Source organism: Kocuria tytonis (genome assembly GCF_003226895.2).
GTDB lineage: Bacteria > Actinomycetota > Actinomycetes > Actinomycetales > Micrococcaceae > Kocuria > Kocuria tytonis.
The window spans coordinates 452,885-475,718 of record NZ_PNJG02000002.1 but is presented as its reverse complement, the minus strand read 5'-3'; the positions used below and the strand labels follow the sequence as shown (position 1 = coordinate 475,718).

The 22,834-nt window shown below is 67.6% G+C and carries 18 protein-coding genes and 2 tRNA genes; 11 read left to right on the top strand and 9 right to left on the bottom strand.

Translation table 11 applies throughout. From position 1 onward, the window contains the following. Positions 1-140: 140 nt before the first annotated feature. A complete protein-coding gene (locus tag C1C97_RS08045) occupies positions 141-1,379 on the top strand; it encodes a peptidoglycan-binding protein (RefSeq protein WP_121031097.1) in 1,239 nt (412 codons plus the stop codon). A gap of 93 nt (positions 1,380-1,472) precedes the next feature. On the opposite strand, the gene C1C97_RS12555 is transcribed toward C1C97_RS08045, so the two are convergent. From C1C97_RS12555 to rpmH, 8 genes are all read right to left on the bottom strand, one after another. Further along, on the bottom strand, positions 1,473-2,966 hold the full coding sequence (locus C1C97_RS12555) for a ParB/RepB/Spo0J family partition protein (RefSeq protein ID WP_233542825.1): 1,494 nt from the start codon (positions 2,964-2,966) through the stop codon (positions 1,473-1,475). Positions 2,967-3,762: 796 nt separating this feature from the next. Then, the gene (locus tag C1C97_RS08035; RefSeq protein ID WP_110919202.1) at positions 3,763-4,617 is read right to left on the bottom strand and encodes a ParA family protein; all 855 of its coding nucleotides are present in this window, start codon (positions 4,615-4,617) and stop codon (positions 3,763-3,765) included. 266 nt (positions 4,618-4,883) lie between these two features. Next, on the bottom strand, positions 4,884-5,621 hold the full coding sequence (gene rsmG, locus C1C97_RS08030; protein WP_121031095.1) for a 16S rRNA (guanine(527)-N(7))-methyltransferase RsmG: 738 nt from the start codon (positions 5,619-5,621) through the stop codon (positions 4,884-4,886). Continuing rightward, entirely contained in the window at positions 5,618-6,178 is a 561-nt protein-coding gene (locus C1C97_RS08025) for a Jag family protein (RefSeq protein WP_121031093.1), read from the bottom strand. Before C1C97_RS08025 ends, rsmG begins: the two co-directional genes overlap by 4 nt. A gap of 13 nt (positions 6,179-6,191) precedes the next feature. Continuing rightward, positions 6,192-7,175: a membrane protein insertase YidC gene (yidC, locus tag C1C97_RS08020; protein WP_121031091.1), complete on the bottom strand. Its 984-nt coding sequence runs from the start codon at positions 7,173-7,175 to the stop codon at positions 6,192-6,194. Then, positions 7,172-7,603: a membrane protein insertion efficiency factor YidD gene (gene yidD, locus C1C97_RS08015; protein ID WP_233542824.1), complete on the bottom strand. Its 432-nt coding sequence runs from the start codon at positions 7,601-7,603 to the stop codon at positions 7,172-7,174. Before yidD ends, yidC begins: the two co-directional genes overlap by 4 nt. 69 nt (positions 7,604-7,672) lie before the next feature. Next, positions 7,673-8,014: a ribonuclease P protein component gene (gene rnpA, locus C1C97_RS08010; RefSeq protein ID WP_121031089.1), complete on the bottom strand. Its 342-nt coding sequence runs from the start codon at positions 8,012-8,014 to the stop codon at positions 7,673-7,675. Positions 8,015-8,042: 28 nt separating this feature from the next. Continuing rightward, entirely contained in the window at positions 8,043-8,180 is a 138-nt protein-coding gene (gene rpmH, locus C1C97_RS08005; protein WP_012399425.1) for a 50S ribosomal protein L34, read from the bottom strand. A 528-nt stretch (positions 8,181-8,708) separates the two neighbouring features. Between rpmH and dnaA the strand changes: the two genes are divergently transcribed. From dnaA to C1C97_RS07955, 10 genes are all read left to right on the top strand, one after another. After that, entirely contained in the window at positions 8,709-10,349 is a 1,641-nt protein-coding gene (dnaA, locus tag C1C97_RS08000; RefSeq protein ID WP_121031087.1) for a chromosomal replication initiator protein DnaA, read from the top strand. A gap of 591 nt (positions 10,350-10,940) precedes the next feature. Continuing rightward, entirely contained in the window at positions 10,941-12,065 is a 1,125-nt protein-coding gene (gene dnaN, locus C1C97_RS07995; RefSeq protein WP_110919196.1) for a DNA polymerase III subunit beta, read from the top strand. 4 nt (positions 12,066-12,069) lie between these two features. Next, positions 12,070-13,425: a DNA replication/repair protein RecF gene (gene recF, locus C1C97_RS07990; RefSeq protein WP_233542823.1), complete on the top strand. Its 1,356-nt coding sequence runs from the start codon at positions 12,070-12,072 to the stop codon at positions 13,423-13,425. Beyond that, on the top strand, positions 13,418-14,011 hold the full coding sequence (locus C1C97_RS07985) for a DUF721 domain-containing protein (protein ID WP_110919194.1): 594 nt from the start codon (positions 13,418-13,420) through the stop codon (positions 14,009-14,011). Before recF ends, C1C97_RS07985 begins: the two co-directional genes overlap by 8 nt. Positions 14,012-14,281: 270 nt before the next feature. Then, positions 14,282-16,348, top strand: a complete 2,067-nt coding sequence (gyrB, locus tag C1C97_RS07980) for a DNA topoisomerase (ATP-hydrolyzing) subunit B (RefSeq protein WP_121031085.1) — start codon at positions 14,282-14,284, stop codon at positions 16,346-16,348. Between the two features lie 77 nt (positions 16,349-16,425). Then, positions 16,426-19,146, top strand: a complete 2,721-nt coding sequence (gene gyrA / locus C1C97_RS07975; protein WP_121031083.1) for a DNA gyrase subunit A — start codon at positions 16,426-16,428, stop codon at positions 19,144-19,146. Positions 19,147-19,178: 32 nt separating this feature from the next. Beyond that, a complete protein-coding gene (locus tag C1C97_RS07970; RefSeq protein WP_325048964.1) occupies positions 19,179-19,628 on the top strand; it encodes a DUF3566 domain-containing protein in 450 nt (149 codons plus the stop codon). Positions 19,629-19,718: 90 nt separating this feature from the next. Further along, a tRNA-Ile gene (locus C1C97_RS07965) sits at positions 19,719-19,792 on the top strand. 221 nt (positions 19,793-20,013) lie between these two features. Then, a tRNA-Ala gene (locus tag C1C97_RS07960) sits at positions 20,014-20,086 on the top strand. Positions 20,087-20,377: 291 nt separating this feature from the next. Next, positions 20,378-21,673 (top strand): Nramp family divalent metal transporter, encoded by a 1,296-nt coding sequence (locus C1C97_RS07955; RefSeq protein WP_110919190.1) that lies wholly within the window; start codon positions 20,378-20,380, stop codon positions 21,671-21,673. 127 nt (positions 21,674-21,800) lie between these two features. Here C1C97_RS07955 and C1C97_RS07950 read toward each other — a convergent pair whose 3' ends face one another. Next, positions 21,801-22,715 carry a hypothetical protein gene (locus tag C1C97_RS07950; protein ID WP_110919189.1) on the bottom strand — a complete coding sequence of 305 codons (915 nt, stop codon included), beginning with the start codon at positions 22,713-22,715 and terminating at the stop codon, positions 21,801-21,803. Positions 22,716-22,834: the final 119 nt, after the last annotated feature.

Here is a 22,834-nt window from a genome sequence, read left to right as displayed (position 1 = left end):
CCGCAGGATGCACCAGTACGCGGACCCGGGTCTTCTCTGAGACCATGCAAGTCTGATCACCGCCCAGCAGGGGCGGGACCACTACCCGCAGGGAGACCCACGTGCTGCAACCCCCTCCCGGAGCTGTTCTCCGGCACGGCATGACGGATCGACGAGTCGTGGGGCTCAGGGAGCGCCTCGTCCGAGCGGGCGCCGAGGACTCCGCACTGGACCCGCACACCGCAGCCGACGCCGCCCTGTTCGACGACGCCGTGGACCACGCCGTCCGCGGCTTCCAGCAGCACAAGGGTCTGATCGTGGACGGCGTGGTGGGTCCCGACACCGAAGCGGCGCTCAACGACGCGCAGTACTCCCTGGGCGATCGGCCGCTGTCCTACCAGCAAGACCAGCCGCTGCACGGGGACGACGTCGAAGAACTGCAGAACAACCTCTCCCTGTTGGGTTTCTACTACGGACATCCGAACGCCACGTTCAATCAGCAGACCGAGTACGCCATCAAGGAGCTGCAGCGCAGCCTGGGTCTCCCGGACGACGGCGTGGTGGATCTCGACACCCTGACCGGACTGGCTCGCGTCAGCAAGAAGATCACCACCTCGAAGGCCTTCTCACTGCGGGACTACCACCGGCTCGAGATGCTGCACGAGGCCCTGCGGGACCGTGCCGTGATTCTGGTGCCTTCCCGCGGGAACTCACAGCTGGAGCCCGCATCCGCCCCGGGGTCGTTCGCCACCGAGCAGGACGCCGTCACCATGGACGTGGCCGAGCACGCGTACGACCTGCTGCGCAACGTGGGGGCCGCACCGGTGCTGATCGATCCTGCAGCGGACCCGCAAAACACCCAGCCCGTCTCCGAACCGCCGGGGAACCAGAGCGGCACCCCGTCCGTCGCCCCGGCCCCCGAGCACTCGGGCGCGCTCCGGGGGTCCATGGCGGATTCCGCAACGGCCCTGCGTGCGCACCCCGGAGCCGTGGTGCTCTATCTGCAGTGCGACTGGAACCGCTCCCCCGAGGCGCAGGGAGTGGCCACGTATTTCTGGGGTACCCCGATGACGGGACAGCCGTACGCTCCCATCGGCCAGCTCACCTCCGCCATGATCCTCCGTGAACTGGTCGCCAGGACCGGTGCCCAGGATCTCGGGAGCCACGCCCGGCAGTGGAGCGCCCTCCGAAGCTCGGGCGCCGCTGCCGCCTGGGTGGACCTCGGCTACCTGTCCAATCCTGCGGAGGCCGTGCGGCTCCGTAGCCCCGCCTATCGGGCCCGTCTCGCCGAGTCCCTCATCTGTGGACTGCAGCGGGTGCTGGCACCCGCTCCGGAGTCCACGGCCACCGGGGCCATGAGCTTGGCGGACATTCAGATGTACTACCGTCAGCACCCCTGAGACACGGAGTCGGACAGAACGTCCGGGGAGCGCATGAGAAGCGGGCCGCGATGTTTCACGTGAAACATCGCGGCCCGCTTCTCATGCGCCGGATCAGGAATCGGTGTCCAGCTTGGGGTCCAGAACATCGATGATGCGGTTCAGATCCTCCACCGAGGCGAACTCGATGGTCATTCTGCCCTTCCGTGCTCCCAGCTGAATCTTGACACTCGTTTCCAGTTTGTCGGAGAACGCATCGGCGATGTAGCCCAGACGGTCGTCGTGCCGGCTCGCCGGGGCCTTGCGCTTGGTCGTCCCTTTCTTGAGTCCGTCCGACAGAGCCACGGCCTCCTCCGTGGCTCGCACGCTCATGCCCTCCGCCACGATCCGTTGCGCCAGGCGTTCCATGTCCGCCGGATCGGAGAGGGCCAGCAGGGCCCGGGCGTGGCCGGAACTGAGGACACCGGCGGCTACCCTGCGCTGCACCAGCGCCGGAAGACGCAGCAGCCGGAGGGTGTTGGAGATCTGGGGTCGGGAGCGCCCGATGCGCTCCGACAGCTGCTCCTGGGTGGCCCCGAACTCCTCCATGAGCTGCTGGTACGCCGCGGCCTCCTCCAACGGATTCAGCTGCGCCCGATGGAGGTTCTCGAGGAGTGCGTCACGCAGGAGGTCGTTGTCCGCAGTGTCCCGAATGATGGCGGGAATGCTGGAGAGGCCGGCCTCCTGAACCGCCCGCCATCGACGCTCACCCATGACCAGTTCGTACTTCTCGGGCCCGTCACCGTGGCTGGGGCGCACCACGATCGGCTGAAGCACACCCAGCTCTTTCACTGAGAAAGCCAGTTCCGCCAGTTCGTCTTCATCAAAGACCTGTCGTGGCTGCTTACGATTGGGGTGGATGTCCTTCACGGCCAGTTCGGCGAACGATGCCCCGGGGACGGCCTGCAGGTCGGCGTCCTGGTCCTTGGCCGTTGTGGGCGTCCGATCCTCTTCGGTGCCCAACGGCAGGCTTTCTTCGGGACGCGAACCCGGTGCAGACACCCCGCTCTCCACGTGAGAATCGGCGCTACGAGTGTAAGCGTTGGTTTCGGAGGCACGAAATTGGGCTTCACCGCCGTTGCGCAGTGGATTTTGCGTCTCGAGATCGGCCAATGTTTCACGTGAAACATGGTGGCCCGTATCGTCGGCGCCGTGTGTAGGAGCCCCGTGCCCTTGCCGCTCTTTCTCGGATCGTGATGCAGGGCGGTGTGCTGATCCTCCCTGATCCGCAGCAGACGCGTCGGCTGCTTTGGAGGAAGGTTTCTTTGAGCGATCATGCGCGGGGGAGGCGTTCACCTCGTGAGCGACCGGGGTTTGCCGCTCCACATGCGCTTCACGCGCCGCTGGCGCTTCGTTGCGAACGGCACCCGTTGCGTCGCCGGGATGGGGTGCATCCTCTTCAGACGTCGAAGGCAGAAAGAACATGTCCACGGGTCGGCTCACCGTCGTGGTGCTGCGAAGGGCTTGCCCCATGTCGCGACGGGCGCGTCCCGTGCCGGCACCCGTGCTGCGGGTCTTACTGCCGCGCTTGGAGGATGTTTCACGTGAAACATGCGCACGATCACGCATGGGGGCTTCAGGGGATGCCTCGTCCCCGCCCCTGTCGCCAGCGGCAAATTTCTTGCGCGATGCCGAGCGCTTCGTCCTGGAGGACCTATCGTCCGGTGCCGTGTCCGTGGAACGCGGCCCACGTACCTCATGTATTGGCCTCTCCAGTTCACGGTCCGAACCATCATCCGTGCGAAGCCCGGCCCGCCGCCTCGGCCTGCCCTTGCCGTCCTGGGGGGCCCGGTCCGGCATCTCCAGCGGCAGCACCTCGGAATTGCCGTTCGCCGTGGATGTGGACTCGCCAGACGTCCGGGGAGAGACCGTCCCAGCCCCTGCCGTCGCACGACGAACCGGGCGAGAAGGCACAGTGCGGGCCTCGGCAGCAAGGGTGGCCCGCGAATCGCTTGGCTCCTCTGCCCGATCGCCACGCTCCGGAGTGGCTTGCGGTTCACCGCTGGGGATCAAGGCTCCCAGCCCGCGTCCAAGACCTCTACGACGTTCAACCACCACGGTGTCCTTTCACAAGCTGACAGTGGTCTCCATCGTAGTCGGGTCCCTGGTGGACCAAGCGCGTTGCCCTCCGTCCGCCCGACGTCGACTCGGCGCCGCCCTGCGGCAACAGGTGGTCCCTCGCGCCGCTCGCTGCAGTCCGGGACTGCGATCCTGGTGGGTCCCCTGAACCCAAACGCACCCATGAGAAAAGCCCCGATGTTTCACGTGAAACATCGGGGCCACACTCTTGTCACCGGCTAACACCCACGGGAACCGTCTTGGGGATCGCCCGGAGACGATCCCGTTCGGAGAATTTTCAGCGGGCCTAGGCTCCCGGTTCGCGCGTTGCCAGTTCCGCCGCAGCCTCCAGGTACGACAGAGCACCCGTGGAGTTCGGGTCGTAGGTGATGACGCTCTGCTGGTAGCTCGGGGCCTCCGAGATCCGCACCGATCGCGGGATGACGGTCTCCATGACCTGGTCGGGGAAGTGCTGCCGCACCTCATCCGCCACCTGTGACGCCAAATTGGTGCGACCGTCGTACATCGTGAGCAGGATCGAGGACACCCGCAACGTCGGGTTCAAGTGCTTCTGGATCATTTTGATGTTGTTGAGCAGCTGACTCAGTCCCTCCAGCGCGTAGTACTCACACTGGATGGGGATGAGAACCTCGGTGGCTGCAACAAAGGCGTTGATGGTGAGCAGCCCCAGGCTCGGCGGACAGTCGATGAAGACGTAGTCGAGACGGGGCAGACCCCGCTGCTCACGAGCCGTGGCGTACTCCGCCAGGGCGCGCTGCAGACGCTGTTCCCGGGCCACCACCGAGACCAGCTCGATCTCGGCACCGGCCAGATCAATGGTGGCCGGGAGCACCCACAGATTCTCCATCTCGGGGGACTCCTTGACCACGTCCGCCACGGGGACCTCGTCGATCAGGATGTCGTACACGGAATCCGCATCGGACCCGTGGGGGATGCCCAGAGCGGTGGATGCGTTGCCCTGCGGATCGTTGTCCACCACGAGCACATTCTGGCCCTGTTGGGCGAGCGCGACGGCCAGATTCACGGAGGTGCTGGTCTTGCCCACTCCGCCCTTCTGGTTGCTGATGGTGATGTACCGGGTGGCGCTCGGGTGCTTCAGCTGCACGTCCCGCAACTTCGCGCGTCGCTTGTTCTCTTCCACCAGTTTCCTCCCCAGGGCGGTATCCGCCACCGCGTTTTGTGCTGCCGACCCCATCGTGGAGTCCGTTTCACGTGAAACATGCTTGCCACGATCCGGAACAACCTTTTGCGTTTGGGAAACGGGATCCGGCGGCAGGCCGAAGTCGTGTCCTCGCGGTACTGCCGTGTCGGGGCGCTCCGGGGTGGTCATGGACGGTCCCTTTCGTGGCGGAAGCGGTGCTCCGCCCTACTTTATCGACATCTGCCCACCTCAGGAGCGGAGGACCCTCAGACCACGAGGCGCACGACCGTGGTCGGCTCACGCAGCAAGCCGTCCCCGACCGTGAGGACTTCGGAGGAACGGACACCGAAACGCCCCAGTTTCTTGGAGGCCTGGCGCAGTTCCTCCTCGGCGCTCCTGCCCTTGAGCGCCAGCAGCTCGCCGGAACCCTTCAGCAGGGGGAGCGTGATGTCCACAAGGCCCACCAGGGCGGAAACCGCACGCGCCGTGACCACGTCCGCCGGACCGAGATCCCGCTTCGCCTGCTCCGCGCGTGCCCGGAGAACCCGGACGTTGTCGAGGCCCAGGTCCGCGATGACCTCCTGCAACCACGTCACGCGACGGTCGAGCGGTTCCACCAGGGTGAGATCCAGGTCCGGACGCGCAATGGCCAGGCACAGTCCCGGCAGCCCGGCACCGGACCCGACGTCCACCACCCGCGCCCCCGGCGCGATCAGCTCCTGGACCACGGCGCAGTTGAGCACGTGCCGTTCCCACAGTTTCGGCGCCTCGCGGGGACCGATGAGACCCCGCACGATGCCGGAGGAGGCGAGATGCTCGGTGTACCGCTCAGCCAGCGGGAGGCGATCCCCGAAGATGTCGTGCGCCGCGTCCCGCAGCTCCCCGAGCGGCGGCGCGTCCTGGGGTTCGGGAGCGGCGCGGATGGGGGAGCGTTGCGAACCGTCGGGGGAGGCGCCCGCCGGTCCCGCGGCGTCGTCGTGCGGTGTGGAGCGGGACGTGCTCATTCCGCCGCCGAGATCACGATGTGACGGCCGGCGCCGTCGCCCTCCGACTCGGAGACCAGACCGGCTTCCGCCACGGCGTCGTGCACGAGCTTGCGCTCGTAGGGGGACAGTGGCGGCAGGTGGACCCGCCCACCCTGGTCCCGGACCTCGGCCACGGCGTCGTCGGCCATGGCGCGCAACTGGGATGCCCGGGCCTCCCGGTGCCCGGCCACGTCCAGGATCAGGCGACTGCGCCGCTGCGTGGCACTGAGGACGGACAGCCGCGCGAGTTCCTGGAGGGCCTCGACCCCCTCGCCGTGCTCACCCACGAGGGCCTGCAGATCGGCGTCGTCCGCGTCCTCGGCGACGACGGACACGTACGTGCGGCCGTCGCGCACCTCGATGTCGATGTCCCCGTCGATGTCCGCGGTGTCGAGGAGCTCCTCGATGTAGTCCGCGGCGATCTCACCCTCCTCCTCGAGGGCCGAGAGCGGTGCGTCCGCGGTGTCCTGCGCGGCGGCGTCCGCAACCCCGGAATCCTGGGCGTCCGGGGCCTGGGGGTTCTCCGACTCGTTCATGGGATGCGACCTCTCAGCCGTAGTTCTTCTTGGACTGTTGCTTCTGGCGCTTCTTGGACACGGGCTGCGCACGCTGGCCGGCCGCGGCACGCTGGCGCTGCTCCTCGACCTTCTCCTCGTGCTCCTTCTTGCTCATGCCCACCGGGGGAAGACCCTTGGCCGCGCGCCGCTCGTTGAGCTCACGCTCCGCCTGGGAGCCCTTGGTGGGGTTGTTGCGGATCACCCACCACTGCTGGCCCATGGACCACAGGTTGGAGACCGTCCAGTAGACGAGCACGCCCAGCGGGAAGTTGATGCCGCCGATCGCGAAGATCAGGGGGAACATGTAGAGCATCATCTGCTGCTGGCGGTACATGGGCGATTCCTTGGCGGAATCGCTCATGTTGCGGGCGGTCAGCTGCTTCTGCGTGATGAACTGCGTGGCGCTCATCGCCACGATCATCACCACCGCGAGGATGATCGTAGCCGCGTGGTTGCCGTTGCCCGGCTGCATGAGGGTGGAGAACAGCGGCGCACCGAAGATGGTGGACGCGTTGAACTGGTGCACCAGCTGCGGTGCCAGCACGTGGATGGACTCGTTGCCCTGGGCGGCCTGGGGCACCGAGCGCAGCACCTGGAACAGCGCGAAGAAGATGGGCATCTGCACGATGATCGGCAGGCACGCGGCGAACGGGTTGGAGCCGTGCTCCTTGTACAGGGCCATCTGCTCCTCCGCCATGGCCTGGCGGGAGAGCTGGTCCTTCTTGCCCTTGTACTTGGCCTGCAGCTTGGCCATCTCCGGCTGCAGCTCCTGCATGCCGCGCATGGACTTGATCTGCTTGAGGAACAGCGGGATGGTCAGCGTGCGCATCACGAGGGTCAGCCCCACGATGCTCAGCACCCAGGTGACGCCCGAGGCGGGATCCATGCCGATGAGCGTGAACAGCTCGTGGAAGACCCACAGGACCGCTGAGACGATCCATCTGAAGGGGAAGAGGATGATGTCGAAGAAGTTCATCGAGCGTTAGCTCCTTGGGCCGCGTGGCGGGCCGGGCAGTCGTGCGTGTACTGGTGCACGAGATTCGGGTGGTTGAGCAGGACGACCTTCGGGGTCGACGCCGCGGAGGTGAACTCGCGACCCCCGGCGGGGACCCTGTCGATGCCCCCGGCGGCCCACGGATGGCAGCGCAGCAGACGCTTCACGCTCAGGCCCAGCCCTCGCACCGCGCCGTGGACGGTGACCGCTTCGAGCGCGTAGGCGGAGCAGGAGGGGAAGTAGCGGCACACGTCCCCGTACAGCGGGGAGACGATGGTCCGGTACAGCTTGAGCAACGCGATGCAGAGATTCTGCGGGATGCCGCGCAGCACGCCGAGGAACCCTCCGGAGAGGTTGTACTCGTGCGGAGCCCGTGCGAGGAGCTGCTCAGGAGTCACCCGTGACGTCACGTGCGTGCCTCCTTCTCGACTCTTTCCCGAGGAACGTTACGGCATCCGTCCCGGACGGTGCTGGGAGGATCATCGGAGCCGGCGCACGGCGGCCTCGAACGCGGCCCGGTAGTCGCTGCCCAGTTCCTCCCAGGACGCGGACGCCGCCGGTGGAAGCGCCCGGACCACCACGTCCCGGCCGTGCGGCTGCTGCCGGACGGTTTCCGCGGCGAGCTCACGCAGCCGTCGCTTGACCCTGTTGCGGATCACGGCATTGCCCACGGCCTTGGACACCACGAATCCCACGCGGGACGGTTCACCCGTTCCTACGCGCACGGATACGACGACGTTCCGGCGGCCGCTGCGGGCACCGGAACGTACGGTGGTTGAGAATTGCGCCGAGGTCCGCATCCGGTGCCGGGTGGGCAGCATGATGCGAACCTCGCGAGTTGGGAAGGGCTCAGGCCGACAGGCTGGCGCGACCCTTGCTGCGGCGGGCGCCGATGATGGCGCGGCCGGCGCGGGTGCGCATGCGAGCACGGAAGCCGTGCTTGCGGGCGCGGCGACGGTTGTTCGGCTGGAAAGTCCGCTTGGGCATTAGTCACTCCATGAGGTTGGACTACGGTGTGCCGACTGCGAGGTCTCGCAGGGGGCGCACGCGGTAGGTTTCTGGGGGCATGCGGACACGCAGAAATCGCGATCCTACACGCACAAGACTGATTCACAGTAGTCACTGGCCCGCGGCCGGTCAAATCCCCGCGGGTGCGAACGGCCGCCCCGACATCCCGTTCCGGGCCGGGACCGGCAGCCGTGCGGTGGTGGGCAGCCCCGTGGTGCGGACCGGTTGACCGATCCTCCCACGACCTCCGGTGCGCTCTGCACAGCTGTGCACGGCCCATTCCCCAGGGGTGTGGAAAACGGCCCGTCACCGGGTTCCCACGAGCAATTTTCCCCAGGTGCGAACTACATGAATGTAGTTATCGACGCCCGCTGAAACGGGCTATGAAGAGCCGGGAAACATGTTCTAGGCTGAGTCTCGCGGCCGCCCCCCACGAGGTTTATCCACTGCTGTGCACAAGTCTGTGGAAAACTGGGCCGTCCCGGTCCACCACGTCAGGAGTCGCTCATGCAGCAGGACAACCAGGCTTTGCTCGAGCAGTGGGCAGAGTGCGTCCGCATCATGAACGCGAACCCGCGGGTGAACGGGCGGTCCCGCGGCACCATTGCCGTGTGCGAACCCCGGGGTCTGATGGGAACCACCCTGCTCGTGGCCGTGCCGAGCGAGGTGACGCGCGGGTTCCTGCAGCACCGGCCCATGTCGGAGGTCCTGGACGAGACCGTCAGCCAGGTCTTCGGCTCCGAGACCCTCGTGGCATTCGTGGTGGATCCGGAGCTCGAGCTGCAGCCCCACACCGGTGGAACCGGCAAGGACACCCGGGCATCGGATGCCGCGGGTCCGTCGTTGCACGACGTGGCAGCGGAGGGCACATCCGGCTCCTTCGTCCCGCCCACGGGAGGGGCCACCGTCGAGCATGCTGCAGCGCCGGGCCCCGAATCCAGGTCCACCCCCGTGCCCGGAACCGCCGGTGCGCCCGGGGCCGGGATGGACCTCGACGACCTGCCCCCCAGACGGGATCCCGAGGCCGCGCCCCCCGCGCACGAACCCCGTGAGGTCCTCAGCACGGGCAGCGGTTCGGACACGAGCCCGGCGGGTTCGGAGTGGGACAGCTCGGCGCGCCTGAACCCCAAGTACGTTTTCGACTCGTTCGTGATCGGCCAGTCGAACCGCTTCGCCCACGCCGCGGCCTTCGCCGTGGCGGAGACTCCCGCCAAGGCATACAACCCTCTGTTCATCTACGGGGACTCCGGGCTGGGGAAGACCCACCTGCTGCACGCGATCGGCCACTACGCCAAGCGGCTCTACCCCAAGCTGCGGGTGCGCTACGTGAACTCGGAGGAGTTCACCAACGACTTCATCAACTCCATCCGCGATGACGAGGGGTCCTCGTTCAAGGGGATCTACCGCAACGTGGACCTGCTACTGATCGACGACATCCAGTTCCTCGCGGGCAAGGAGCACACGCAGGAGGAGTTCTTCCACACCTTCAACGCGCTGCACAACCACGAGAAGCAGATCGTGATCACCTCCGACATGCCGCCCAAGCAGCTCACCGGTTTCGCGGAGCGCATGAGGTCGCGGTTCGAGTGGGGGCTGATCACGGACGTCCAGCCGCCCGAGCTCGAGACGCGGATCGCCATCCTCCGGAAGAAGGCCATCAGCGAGGGCATGGACGCCCCGGACGATGTCATGGAGTACATCGCATCCCACATCTCCACCAACATCCGGGAGCTGGAGGGCGCACTGATCCGGGTCACCGCGTTCGCATCCCTCAACAAGCAACCGGTGGATCTTCCCCTGGCCGAGCTGGTGCTGAAAGATCTGATCACCGACGACGGCGGTCAGGAGATCACCGCGGCGTCGATCCTGGGTCAGACGGCGGCGTTCTTCAACATCACCCTGGACGAGTTGAAGTCCAAGTCCCGCACCCGCACCCTGGTCACGGCGCGGCAGATCGCCATGTACCTGCTGCGTGAACTCACCGACATGTCGCTCCCCAAGATCGGCCAGGAGCTGGGCGGGCGGGACCACACCACCGTGATGCACGCCGATCGGAAGATCCGCACGCTGATGGCCGAACGACGGCAAATCTTCGACCAGGTCACCGAGCTCACCAACCGGATCAAGCAGCAGTCGCGCGAGGGCTGACCGCGCGCCGACACGCTGCTCCTCCGAGGTCCCCGGGCTCGTGCCCGGGGACCTTTTCCTGTGATTCGTCCACAGCTGCAACCCGTGCACCCACTGGGGCGGGATGCCACCATCCACACATTCCGGAGCGCCTGTGGAGGCCGTGTGCACAGCGCAGAACGACCCGTTGTGGAAAATTCTGTGGACAGTGTGGATCCAGCGGTGGACAACCCCGCTGCTCCGGTGGGCAGAGCTGTGGAAGCCCCGGAATCACGCGGAAGATGCGCACGCACCGCTCACAGGACACCGCTCGGTGGTCCACACCCCGTCAACACCTCGAACCGGTGCGGACGCTGGGATGCAGGCAGTTATCCACAGAGTCCACAGGGGTTATTAACACTTCTGACCCTTAAGAGAAGATCCACCGAACAACAAAATTTCTTCCCCGCACACCGTGACCCGAGCTCGAGGATCTCTGTAATTACATGAATCGCCGCGTGCTCCGATGCAGCTCACGCAGCACACGCTCGCTCGGCATGCGGGCGCCTTCCTCCGGGCCCGATACGATGCAGGGAAGACACTTCCGTCCACCGCCAGAAGAGGGGCACCTTCGTGAAGTTTTCGGTCGAGCGCGACGTACTGGCTGAAGCAGTCACATGGACTGCTCGTTCACTGTCCCCGCGTCCCCCGGTGCCCGTGCTCTCCGGACTGCTCATCAGGGCCGAGAACGGTTCGCTGTCCATTGCGAGCTTCGACTACGAGATCTCCGCTCGCCTCACGATCAGCGCCGACGTCGTGGAGGAGGGCACCACCCTGGTCTCCGGGCGGCTGCTCGCGGACATCTGCCGCTCGCTGCCGTCCGCGCCGGTCCAGCTGGAGGCCGACGGCGGGAAGGTGACACTCACCTGCAGGTCCTCCAAGTTCAACCTCGCGGCCATGCCGGTGGAGGACTACCCCCAGCTGCCGGGGCTCCCGGAGCTCTCCGGTGTGGTCTCGGGGGACGAGTTCGCCCACGCCGTGGCCCAGGTGAACATCGCCGCGTCCAAGGACGACACCCTCCCGATCCTCACCGGCATCCGCATGGAGATCGAGGGCGAGAAGATGACCCTGCTGGCCACGGACCGCTACCGCCTGGCCATGCGGGAACTGACGTGGCGCCCCACGGATCCCACCATCTCCACCGCGGCACTCGTCAAGGCCAAGACCCTCAACGACATCGCCAAGACCCTGGGTTCCTCCGGGGACGTGAACATGGCCCTGGCCGAGAACACGGAGCTCGTGGGCTTCGAGTCGGGCGGCCGACGCACCACGAGTCTGCTGATCGACGGCGAGTATCCCAAGATCCGCTCGCTGTTCCCGGAGCACACCCCGATCACCGCGGTGGTCCGCACCTCGGAACTCGTCGAGGCCGTGCGGCGCGTGTCCCTCGTGGCCGAGCGCAACACCCCCGTGCGGCTGGCGTTCAGCGCGGGCCAGGTGGCACTGGACGCCGGCACCGGCGAGGACGCCCAGGCCTCGGAGGTCCTGGAGGCGCAGCTCAACGGGGACGACATCACCGTGGCCTTCAACCCCACGTACCTGTCCGAGGGGTTGCACGCCTTCGACTCCGCGTACGTCCGGTTCTCCTTCACCGCTCCGCCCAAGCCCGCGGTGCTGTCCGCGCAGAAGGAGCCGGAGGGCGAGGACGACGTGGACTACAAGTACCTGCTCATGCCGGTTCGACTGCCCAACCAGTGATCGTGTGTTCGTAGACCACCTCTCGCTGCTGGATTTCCGGACCTACCACGGTCTGGACCTCTCGCTGACCCCGGGGCTCACGGTCTTCGTGGGTCCCAACGGGGTGGGCAAGACCAACATCGTGGAGGCCGTGGACTGGGCGGCGACCCTGGGATCGCACCGGGTCTCGGGCAACGGTCCGCTCATCACCACGGGAGCGGACCGCGCGATCATTCGGGTCCGGGTGAACCGGGGCGGCCAGCGCACCGTCCTGGAGTACGAGCTCAACGCGGCGCGTGCCAACCGGGTGCAGATCAACCGGGCCGCCCCGGTGCGGGCCCGTGAGGCCCTCGGCACCCTCCACACGGTGCTCTTCTCGCCGGAGGACCTCACCCTGGTCAAGGGCGATCCCTCGCACCGTCGCCGCTTTCTCGACGACCTCGCGACGTCGATGCGTCCGGTGCTCTCCGCCGCCCGGTCCGACTACGAGCGCGCGCTGAAGCAGCGCAACGCCCTGCTGAAGTCCACCCGCCGTTCCCGGGGCTTCTCGGACTCGGACCGGGCCACCCTCGCCGTGTGGAACGACCAGCTGGCCCGCGCCGGCGCCGCCGTCATGGGTGCGCGGCTGCAGCTGCTGAACGCTCTCGAACCCGAGGTGGACAGGGCGTACCAGCAGCTCACGGACGGGCCCAAGCACGTTTCGCTCGGCTACGAGAGCTCGTCCGTGGCGCCGGGGGTGGACCAGCAGGCCCTCGAGCACTTCTCCGTGGCGGACCTCCACGAGCTCATGATGCAGGCGTTCGAGCGCACGGAGCGCCAGGAGCGGGAGCGCGGCATCACCCTGGTGGGTCCGCACCGCGACGACCTCCTGATCCGCCTGGGGGACACGCCCGCCAAGGGATACGCCTCCCACGGGGAGACGTGGTCCACCGCGCTCGCCCTGCGCCTGGGCTCCTGGTACGTCCACCTCGCCGACGATCCGGGGCAGGGCTCGGCTCCCGTCCTCATCCTGGACGACGTGTTCGCGGAACTGGACGCGCGCCGTCGCCGTCGTCTGGCCGAACTGGTGCGCCAGGCGGAGCAGGTGCTGGTCACCGCGGCGGTGGACGAGGACCTGCCCGCCGCGCTGCTCGAGCACTCGCACACGGTGGTCGACGTGGAGCAGGGACGGGTGCGTGTGCGGGACGCGGCGACGTCGCCCACCGCGCGGCAGGACGACGCGGCCCGGCCGGGTCCCGGACCGGCGGTCCCCCACGCGGCGCACGCCGGAACGGGCGGGGCGGTCGCGGATCCGGCGGGCACCCGCGGGGCACGAGGGAACGACGCGGTGCCGTCACAGGACCGGACCCGCAAGGCCGAGGAGTCCGCGGGCGATGAGTGAACCCGCGCACCGGGACGTGGTGGACGCCGCGGCCGTCGCGCTGCAACGGGCCCGCAAAGCGGCGCAGGACCGCGGGGACACGCGGTTGTCCAAAGCGGCGGCGGCGAAGAACATGCGGGCGTTCGGCACGGCCATGGAGGAGGGGCGAGGATCCCCGGCGCTGCGCAGCCAGAACCGGCTGGGCACGGATCCCCGGCAGATGGGTGGCTTCTCCGGGCCGGGGCGGTCCGCGCGGGATCCCCGGCCGCTGTCCTCGGTGGTGGACACCCTGATGACCCACCGGGGCTGGAAGACCCCCGTGAACGTGAGCAGCGTGCTCGCGGACTGGCCCTCCCTCGTGGGCACGCGCAACGCGGAGCACTCGTGGCCCGAGCACTTCGAGGACACGGTGGTGCGGGTGCGCTGCGACTCCACGGCCTATGCCACGCAGCTGCGGCTGATCCAGTCCGAGATCCTCAGGAACTTCGCGGACCGGCTGGGGGAGGGCATCGTCACGCGCCTGGAGATCCACGGTCCCGTGGGACCCAGCTGGAAACGCGGCCGCTGGGCGGTGCAGGGGAGGGGCCCACGGGACACCTACGGCTGAAATCGACGGGCCCGGGAGTTCTCACCGGCCTCAAAAGGCGCCAGATTCGCGCGAGCCGCGCCGCACCCCGGAAATGGCTCCACCCTGCGACACGGGGTCCTGTCGCCGCTACGGGCCGTTGAGCGCTTGAACGAGACGAACATCCGCTAGAATGGGAGGCCACAGATCTTTTCGTCCCGCCAGCCGATGAGCCGCGAGCCGTCTCATCGGCTGTACTCATGTGGGCCGGGCGACGATCGCCATCGATTACGCAGGAGGACCGGAGACCCCGTGGCTACAGAGAATCCCCTACCGCACGAGTACGGCGCGAGCGACATCACCGTCCTGGAAGGTCTCGAGGCGGTCAGGAAGCGCCCGGGCATGTACATCGGCTCCACGGGTCCCAGGGGTCTGCACCACCTGGTCTACGAGGTGGTCGACAACTCCGTGGACGAGGCGCTCGCGGGGTACTGCGACCACATCGAGGTGACCCTGCAGGCGGACGGCGGCGTCCGCGTGTCGGACAACGGCCGCGGCATTCCCGTGGACATGCACCCCACCGAGGGCAGGCCCACCGTGGAGGTGGTCATGACCATCCTGCACGCCGGCGGCAAGTTCGGCGGTGGCGGGTACGCGGTCTCCGGCGGTCTGCACGGTGTGGGCATTTCCGTGGTCAATGCGCTGTCCTCACGCGTGGACACCGAGGTGCGCCGGCAGGGGTACGCGTGGCGGATGAGCTTCGCGAACGGCGGCCGCCCCCAGGGCGAGCTGGTGCGCGGGGAGGAGACGGAGGAGACCGGCACCACCCAGGTGTTCTACCCGGACGCCGAGATCTTCGAGACGGTCGACTTCGACTTCGAGACCCTGCGGGCGCGCTTCCAGCAGATGGCGTTCCTGAACAAGGGCCTGCGCATCACCCTCACGGACGAGCGCGCCTCGGACGAGACCGGCGAGGAGATCGCCGGGGACACCCCCGCGGACACCACCGGTCCGCTCGAGGGCCAGGACGGCGGCACGGTCGGCTCCGACGACGCCGTGGCCGCCGTCGCGGGCGCGCGCCAGGTGGTCTACTGCTACGAGCACGGTCTGCTGGACTACGTCACGTTCCTCAACTCCTCCAAGAAGGCCGATCTCATCCACGAGGACGTCATCTCCCTGGAGGTGGACGATCCGGACAAGAAGATGTCCCTGGAACTGGCCATGCAGTGGACCACGGCGTTCAACGAGTCCGTGCACACGTACGCCAACACGATCAACACGCACGAGGGCGGCACCCACGAGGAGGGCTTCCGCACCGCGCTGACCACGCTGATCAACCGCTACGCCCGCGAGAACAAGCTGCTGCGGGACAAGGACGACAACCTCACGGGCGAGGACGTCCGTGAGGGTCTCACCGCGGTGATCTCCATCAAGCTCTCGGAACCGCAGTTCGAGGGCCAGACCAAGACCAAGCTGGGCAACTCCGAGGCCAGGACCTTCGTGCAGCGCGAGATGTTCGAGCTCTTCGGTGCATGGCTGGAGCGCAACCCGAACCCGGCCAAGGACATCATCCGCAAGGCGATCTACGCGTCCCAGGCACGGCTCGCGGCCCGCAAGGCACGTGAGACCACCCGCCGCAAGGGCCTGCTGGAGTCCGGCGGGATGCCCGGCAAGCTCAAGGACTGCTCCTCCAAGGACCCCACGAGATCCGAGATCTACATCGTGGAGGGCGATTCCGCCGGGGGCTCGGCCGTGCAGGGACGCGATCCCGCCCACCAGGCCATCCTCCCGCTGCGCGGCAAGATCCTGAACGTGGAGCGCGCCCGCCTGGACCGGGCGCTGTCCAACGCCGAGGTGCAGTCCATGATCACGGCCTTCGGTGCCGGGATCGGGGACGACTTCGACATCGAGAAGGCCCGCTACCACAAGATCGTGCTCATGGCGGACGCGGACGTGGACGGTCAGCACATCACCACGCTGCTGCTCACGCTGCTGTTCCGGTTCATGCGTCCGCTGATCGAGCACGGCTACGTGTACCTCGCGCAGCCGCCGCTGTACCGGATCAAGTGGTCCAACGCACCCCACGACTACGTGTTCTCCGACGCCGAGCGGGACGCCGCCCTGGCCAGGGGCCTGGCCGAAAACCGTCGGCTGCCCAAGGACAACGGGATCCAGCGCTACAAGGGCCTGGGCGAGATGGACTACACCGAGCTGTGGGACACCACCATGGATCCTGAGCACCGCACGCTGCTGCAGGTCACCATGGACGACGCCGCGGCGGCGGACCAGATCTTCTCGGTGCTCATGGGCGAGGACGTGGAGTCCCGCCGCGAGTTCATCCAGCAGAACGCCAAGGACATTCGGTTCCTCGACATCTAGGCATGTCACCCGCCGGATATTCCCCCACCGGCATGAACAGTGGACCGTGAGAGCTCAGAAGGAACGGACAGCAACGCATGAGTGACGAGACGCAGGACGGCAACACTCCCGTGGATCCGGAGAACACCCCCGAGGCGGTCGAAGGGGTCGTGGTCGATGACGTGGCGACCGCCGGGGACCGCGTGGAGCAGATCGATCTCCAGACGGAGATGCAGCGCTCCTACCTGGACTACGCGATGGCCGTGATCGTGGGCCGGGCCCTGCCGGACGTCCGCGACGGTCTCAAGCCGGTGCACCGCCGCGTGCTCTACACGATGTACGACGGCGGCTACCGCCCGGAGCGCTCCTTCAACAAGTGCGCCCGCGTGGTGGGCGACGTGATGGGCAACTACCACCCGCACGGCGACTCCGCGATCTACGACGCCCTGGTGCGCCTGATCCAGAGCTGGATCATGCGCTACCCGCTGGCCCTCGGCCAGGGGAACTTCGGCTCCCCGGGCAACGACGGCGCCGCCGCACCGCGGTACACCGAGACCAAGATGGCGCCGCTGGCCATGGAGATGGTCCGGGACATCCACGAGGACACCGTGGACTTCCAGGACAACTACGACGGCAAGCAGCAGGAGCCCACGGTGCTGCCGGCGCGCTTCCCGAACCTGCTGGTCAACGGCTCCTCGGGCATTGCCGTGGGCATGGCCACCAACATCCCGCCGCACAACCTGCGCGAGGTCGCGGACGGCGTGCAGTGGTACCTGCAGCACCCGGACGTGGACCGCGAGACCCTGCTGGAGGAGCTCATCAAGCGGATCAAGGGCCCGGACTTCCCGTCCGGCGCGCAGATCCTGGGCCACAAGGGCATCGAGCAGGCCTACCGCACCGGCCGCGGGTCCATCACCCAGCGGGCCGTGGTCAGTGTGGAGGAGATCCACGGTCGGACGTGCCTGGTGGTCACCGAGCTGCCGTACCAGGTCAACCCGGACAACCTGGCCATCAAGATCGCGGACCTGGTCAAGGACGGCAAGGTCCAGGGCATTGCGGACATGCGGGACGAGACCTCGGGCCGCACCGGTCAGCGCCTGGTGATCGTGCTCAAGCGGGACGCCGTGCCCAAGGTGGTGCTCAACAACCTCTACAAGCACACCCAGCTGCAGGAGAACTTCTCCGCGAACATGCTCGCGCTCGTGGACGGTGTGCCGCGCACCCTGTCCCTGGACGCGTTCGTGCACCACTGGGTCACGCACCAGATGGAAGTCATCGTCCGGCGCACCCGGTACCGCCTGAAGCAGGCGCAGGAGGAGGCGCACATCCTGCTGGGGCTGCTCAAGGCCCTGGACGCCCTGGACGAGGTCATCGCCCTGATCCGCCGCTCGCCCACCGTGGAGGAGGCGCGCACCGGGCTCATGGAGCTGCTCGGGATCGACGAGGCCCAGGCGCAGGCCATCCTGAACATGCAGCTGCGCCGCCTGGCCGCCCTGGAGCGGCAGAAGATCCAGGACCGGCACGCCGAGCTGCAGCGCCTGATCGCCGAGTACGAGGCGATCATCGCGTCCGAGGCGCGCCAGCGCGAGATCATCTCCGAGGAGCTCACGGACATCGTGGACCGCTACGGGGACGACCGCCGCACCGAGGTGCTCTACGGCTTCGACGGGGACGTCTCCATGGAGGACCTGATTCCCCAGCAGCAGGTGGTGGTCACCATTACCCGCGACGGCTACGTGAAGCGGACGCGCGCGGACGAGTACCGCGCCCAGCACCGCGGCGGCCGCGGCATCAAGGGTGCACAGCTGCGCGGCGACGACGTGGTGGAGCACTTCTTCGTCACCAGCACCCACAACTGGATCCTGTTCTTCACCACGCTCGGGCGGGTCTACCGGGTCAAGGCCTACGAGTTCGTGGAGGCCGGGCGCGACGCCAAGGGCCAGCACGTGGCCAACCTCATGGAGTTCCAGCCCGAGGAGCGCATCGCCAAGGTCATGGAGCTGCACTCCTACCAGGACGCCCCCTACCTGGTGCTCGCCACGCGCAACGGTCTGGTCAAGAAGTCCCGCCTCACGGACTACGACACCAACCGTTCCGCCGGCGTGATCGCGATCAACCTGCGCGAGGACGACGAGCTCGTCTCCGCGATGCTCGTGGACACGGACGACGACGTCATGCTGATCTCCCGCCACGGCCAGTCGTTGCGCTTCACGGCCGACGACGACGCCCTGCGTCCCATGGGCCGCGCCACCTCCGGTGTCACAGGCATGAAGTTCCGCTCCGGTGACGAGCTGCTCTCCGCCAACGTGGTCAGCGACGACTCCCACGTGTTCGTGGTGACCGAGGGTGGCTACGCGAAGCGCACGGCGGTGCAGGAGTACCGGGTGCAGGGCCGCGGTGGCCTGGGCATCAAGGTGGCCAAGCTCGCCGAGGTCCGTGGCGGGCTCGTGGGCGGTCTGATCGTGGGCGAGAACGACGAGGTCCTCGTGGTCATGGAGAGCGGGAAGGTGGTCCGCTCCACCGTGAGCGAGGTTCCCGCCCGCGGGCGCGACACCATGGGCGTGATCTTCGCGAAGCCCGGCGCCAACGACACCATCGTGGGTGTGGCCCGCAACGCGGAGCGTGAGATCGAGAAGGAAGTGGCCGAGGAGGACGCCGCCTCGACCGCCGCGGGGAGCGACGTCGTCACGGGTGAGGCGGCGTCCGCGGCCGGCTCCGGGGAGAGCACCGCGGAGGAGACAGGGACCAGCGAGGATGCATCTGCCGGGCAGGACGATGCAGTAGCGTTGGAGCACAACGACAACGGAGGTAACGCATGAGCGCGAGCTCGGCCTCGAAAACGGGGCAACCCGTGAAGACTTCTTCCCCCCAGAAGTCGCCGTCCCCCCAGAACGGGAAGAAATCCGCCAAGGGACTCGTGCGCCCCGCCCCTCGTGCCAGGGTGCGCCGTGCTCGTCTGGTGGTGTCCAAGGTGGACACGTGGTCGGTGCTGAAGCTGGCGTTCCTGCTCTCCGTGGCGCTCGGCATCATCACGGTGGTGGCGTCCCTGGTGCTGTGGATCGTGCTGAGCCTCACGGGCATGTTCGACGGCATCAACGAGCTGCTGTCCATGCTGGGCGGCAGCGCCGGGGGAGCCGACATCAAGAAGTTCCTCTCGCTCGGGAACGTGGCCCTGTTTGCCACGGTGATCTCCGTGGTCAACGTGATCCTGCTGTCGGTGCTCTCCGTGCTCGGGGCGCTGCTCTACAACATCGCGGCGTCGCTTATCGGCGGCATCGGCGTGACCCTCACCGACGACTGACGCGCGGCCGCCCAGATTTGGTGCGGGCGCGAACCATCCGGTAAAGTCTTGGCGTGGCCAGCCAGAGAATGCTCGGTTCGGCCATGCTGGGGGCGTATAGCTCAGACGGTTAGAGCGCTTCGCTGATAACGAAGAGGTCCCAGGTTCAATTCCTGGTACGCCCACCCATCGAATTCCCACCACCGCGAGTTCGGCTCGTCCGGAGGCTCCCGTGAAGTCACGCATTGCGGCCCTGGTTGCTCTCACCGGCCTGTCCGTGGCCGCCTTCAAGTCCTGGCGTGACGCGGAAGCCAAACGCGAAGCATGGAATTCGGCAGTGGATCCCGTGGACTGACCGTCCGTGGTGCGGCGTTCTCCCCGCGGGGAAGGCGCCACAACCGAACACGGGGCCTTAGCTCAGTTGGTAGAGCGCTGCCTTTGCAAGGCAGATGTCAGGAGTTCGAATCTCCTAGGCTCCACACACGACCTCCGGGTCCCTGCACCGCGCAGGGGCCCGGAGGTCTTTCGCGTCCCGGGTCGTTTCACCTTCCCCCTGACCCGGCGGGCCGTGCACGGCCGTGCACGGGGGGGGGTGGCGGCGCGGTGGTGGCCCCGCGGCGTCGTCCGCACGGTGTGGCGCAACCCAGGAGGGGCAGTGGTGCGCGGACACGTGCCACGGGCCGCCATGCAGGGCCGGTGAGTGCGGGCACCGTGACAGACTTGGGGGCGAGAACTGTGACCACCCTCATGCCGACGTGCGGAGAAGCCGAATGCCCCACGAGACCCCGCTGCAGCCGCTGTCCACGGTGGACCCGCACGAGCCGCTGGAGAAGATCGAGCGGTGGAAGCTGATCGGCCCGGGCCTGGTGGTCGCCGCCACGGGTGTGGGCGCGGCGGACATGGTGGCCACCCTGACCGCCGGCTCCCGCTACGGGTACACCCTGCTGTGGGCGGTCATCGCGGGAACCGTCATGAAGATCGTGCTCGTGGAGGGCGCGGGCCGCTACTCGCTCGCGAGCGGGCGGACCATCTTCGAGGGCTGGCGCTCGCTGGGGCGGTGGACGTCCTGGTACTTCGGTCCGTACATCCTGATCTGGGGATTCGTGTACGGCGCAACGGCCATGTCCTCCTCCGCGCTGCCGCTCGCGGCGCTGTTCCCGTTCCTGCCCCTGTGGGCGTGGGCCGTGATCATGGGGCTGCTGGGATTCGCGATCGTGTGGGCGGGGCGCTATGCCGTCGTCGAGAAGATCACGGCCGCCATGGTGGGGCTGATGTTCCTGGTCGTGGTGGGTCTCGCGGTCATCACCCTGCCCGACGTCCCGCGGATGATCACCGGCCTGATCCCCGTGATCCCGCAGGGCGGTGTGGTCTACACCCTCGCTCTGGCCGGTGGCGTGGGCGGCACCATCACCCTCGCGGCGTACGGCTACTGGCTGCGTGAGAAGGGGTGGCACCAGCCACGCTGGATGCGGGTGATGCAGCTGGACAACACCGTGGCGTACGCGGTCACCGGCATCTTCGTCCTCGCGATGCTCGTGGTGGGCGCCGAGGTGCTGTACTCCGCGGGATACGCGGTCAGCGCCGGGGACAAGGGGCTGCTGGACCTGGACCAGGTGCTGCGGGAGCGCTACGGGGACGTGATCGGAGTGACGTTCCTCGTGGGGTTCTGGGCCGCCTCGTTCTCGTCCGTGGTGGGCGTGTGGTCCGGGGTTTCTCTGATGTTCGCGGACTACTGGGGCAACGTGCGCCACAAGCACAGTGGTCACCCGGACACCCTGAGCGGTGGCAGGTACTTCAAGTTCTACCTGTTCTGGCTCACGTTCCCACCCATGGTGCTGCTGCTGCTGGACAAGCCCGTGTTCCTGATCCTGCTCTACGGCGTGCTGGGCGCGCTCTTCATGCCGTTTCTGGCGATCACGCTGCTGGGGCTGCTCAACACGTCCCGCACGCCCGAGCGCTGGCGCAACGGCATGTTCACCAATGCCGTTCTGGTGGTGTGCGCCGTGCTCTTCATCATCCTGGGGGTGTACCAGGCCTACGACACGGTCGCGGGGATCCTCTCCTGACGGTCCCCGCGCCGCCCCGCCCCGTCGCTCGCGAGCCGGACCGTAACACGACGACGCCGCGCCCCCCTCGCGGGGAACGCGGCGTCGTCGGCACGGCGGGCTGCCCGTCAGGGCATCCGGCGGGGGCTCAGTGCTTGGGGCCGCCCGGGTTGTGCTTGGAGTTGTTGTCCGCAGAGCCGAGCTTGGAGTCGTCCTCGGTCTTGGAGCCCTTGATCTGCTCCTTGACCTCGTTGACGGTCTGCTTGGCGTCCTCCGCGACGGACTTCACGCTGTCCGTGGCGCGGTGGGCGGCCTGGGAGGCGGTGCCCTCCTTGTGTGCGGAGGAGGTGGGGTCCTTGACGTCGTCCACCTTCACGCCGGTGCCCGCGGCAACCGTGGAGTTGGTGTTGACGGGGGACGCCGACACGCGCGGCGACGCCGTGGCGGGGGTCTTCCAGGGATCCTGGACCGGGCGGGAGGCACGCCACGCGGCCACACCGGCCACGCCGCCGGCCGCGAGCAGACCGAGGACCAGCAGGCCCTTGTGGCCGCCCTGGGCCTTCTTCTGCTGCTTGGCGTAGTCCCTGGCCGAGTTCCGAGCGGCCTTCTGGATGCGCTTGACGGTCTTCTTGTCACCCGTCAGCTTGGCCACGAGAGCGTCGAACTGGTCCGAGGTGTCCGTGTCCGCGACCTTGCCGGCCAGTGCGGCCACGGCGCCGGAGTACTTCTCCTGGGCGGCGGCACGACCGGTCGCGGTCTTCTTCGCGGCCTTCGCGGCCAGGGGTGCGGCAGCGGCGGCACCGGCGGCCTTGGCCTTCTCGCCGCGCTGCTTGACGTCGTCCCCGAGGCCCTGGGCTTTGCCCAGACCGTCCTGGACGTACGGGCCGGTGGCCTCCACGCCGCTCGCGAGCGCGGAAGCACCCGCCTGCACACCCTGCTGCAGCTTCTCGCCGAGTTCGCCGATCTCCGCGGACAGCCAGTCCCCGGCGTTGACGACCTTGGACTCAGCGGCCTTGTTGGCGGCCTTGGCCTGCTTCTGGGCATTGCTCTTGAACAAGCTCATGATGTCTCCCTCCGACAGTGGTGATGGTGTAGATCTCCACCCCCAGCATACGTTCTGCACCCCGTGTGACCCCCGGGTTCACCGTGACCCACCGTGCTTTTCACTGTGCGCTGAACAAC

What these genes read in the sequence shown, in the direction of transcription:
- gyrA (WP_121031083.1), top strand. Translation starts at nt 16,426, where the DNA reads ATGAGTGACGAGACGCAGGACGGCAACACTCCCGTGGATCCGGAGAAC.
- rpmH (WP_012399425.1), bottom strand. Translation starts at nt 8,180, where the DNA reads ATGCCCAAGCGGACTTTCCAGCCGAACAACCGTCGCCGCGCCCGCAAG.
- C1C97_RS07955 (WP_110919190.1), top strand. Translation starts at nt 20,378, where the DNA reads ATGCCCCACGAGACCCCGCTGCAGCCGCTGTCCACGGTGGACCCGCAC.
- yidC (WP_121031091.1), bottom strand. Translation starts at nt 7,175, where the DNA reads ATGAACTTCTTCGACATCATCCTCTTCCCCTTCAGATGGATCGTCTCA.
- C1C97_RS07985 (WP_110919194.1), top strand. Translation starts at nt 13,418, where the DNA reads ATGAGTGAACCCGCGCACCGGGACGTGGTGGACGCCGCGGCCGTCGCG.
- C1C97_RS07950 (WP_110919189.1), bottom strand. Translation starts at nt 22,715, where the DNA reads ATGAGCTTGTTCAAGAGCAATGCCCAGAAGCAGGCCAAGGCCGCCAAC.
- dnaA (WP_121031087.1), top strand. Translation starts at nt 8,709, where the DNA reads ATGCAGCAGGACAACCAGGCTTTGCTCGAGCAGTGGGCAGAGTGCGTC.
- C1C97_RS08045 (WP_121031097.1), top strand. Translation starts at nt 141, where the DNA reads ATGACGGATCGACGAGTCGTGGGGCTCAGGGAGCGCCTCGTCCGAGCG.
- rsmG (WP_121031095.1), bottom strand. Translation starts at nt 5,621, where the DNA reads ATGAGCACGTCCCGCTCCACACCGCACGACGACGCCGCGGGACCGGCG.
- rnpA (WP_121031089.1), bottom strand. Translation starts at nt 8,014, where the DNA reads ATGCTGCCCACCCGGCACCGGATGCGGACCTCGGCGCAATTCTCAACC.
- C1C97_RS12555 (WP_233542825.1), bottom strand. Translation starts at nt 2,966, where the DNA reads ATGCGTGATCGTGCGCATGTTTCACGTGAAACATCCTCCAAGCGCGGC.
- C1C97_RS08025 (WP_121031093.1), bottom strand. Translation starts at nt 6,178, where the DNA reads ATGAACGAGTCGGAGAACCCCCAGGCCCCGGACGCCCAGGATTCCGGG.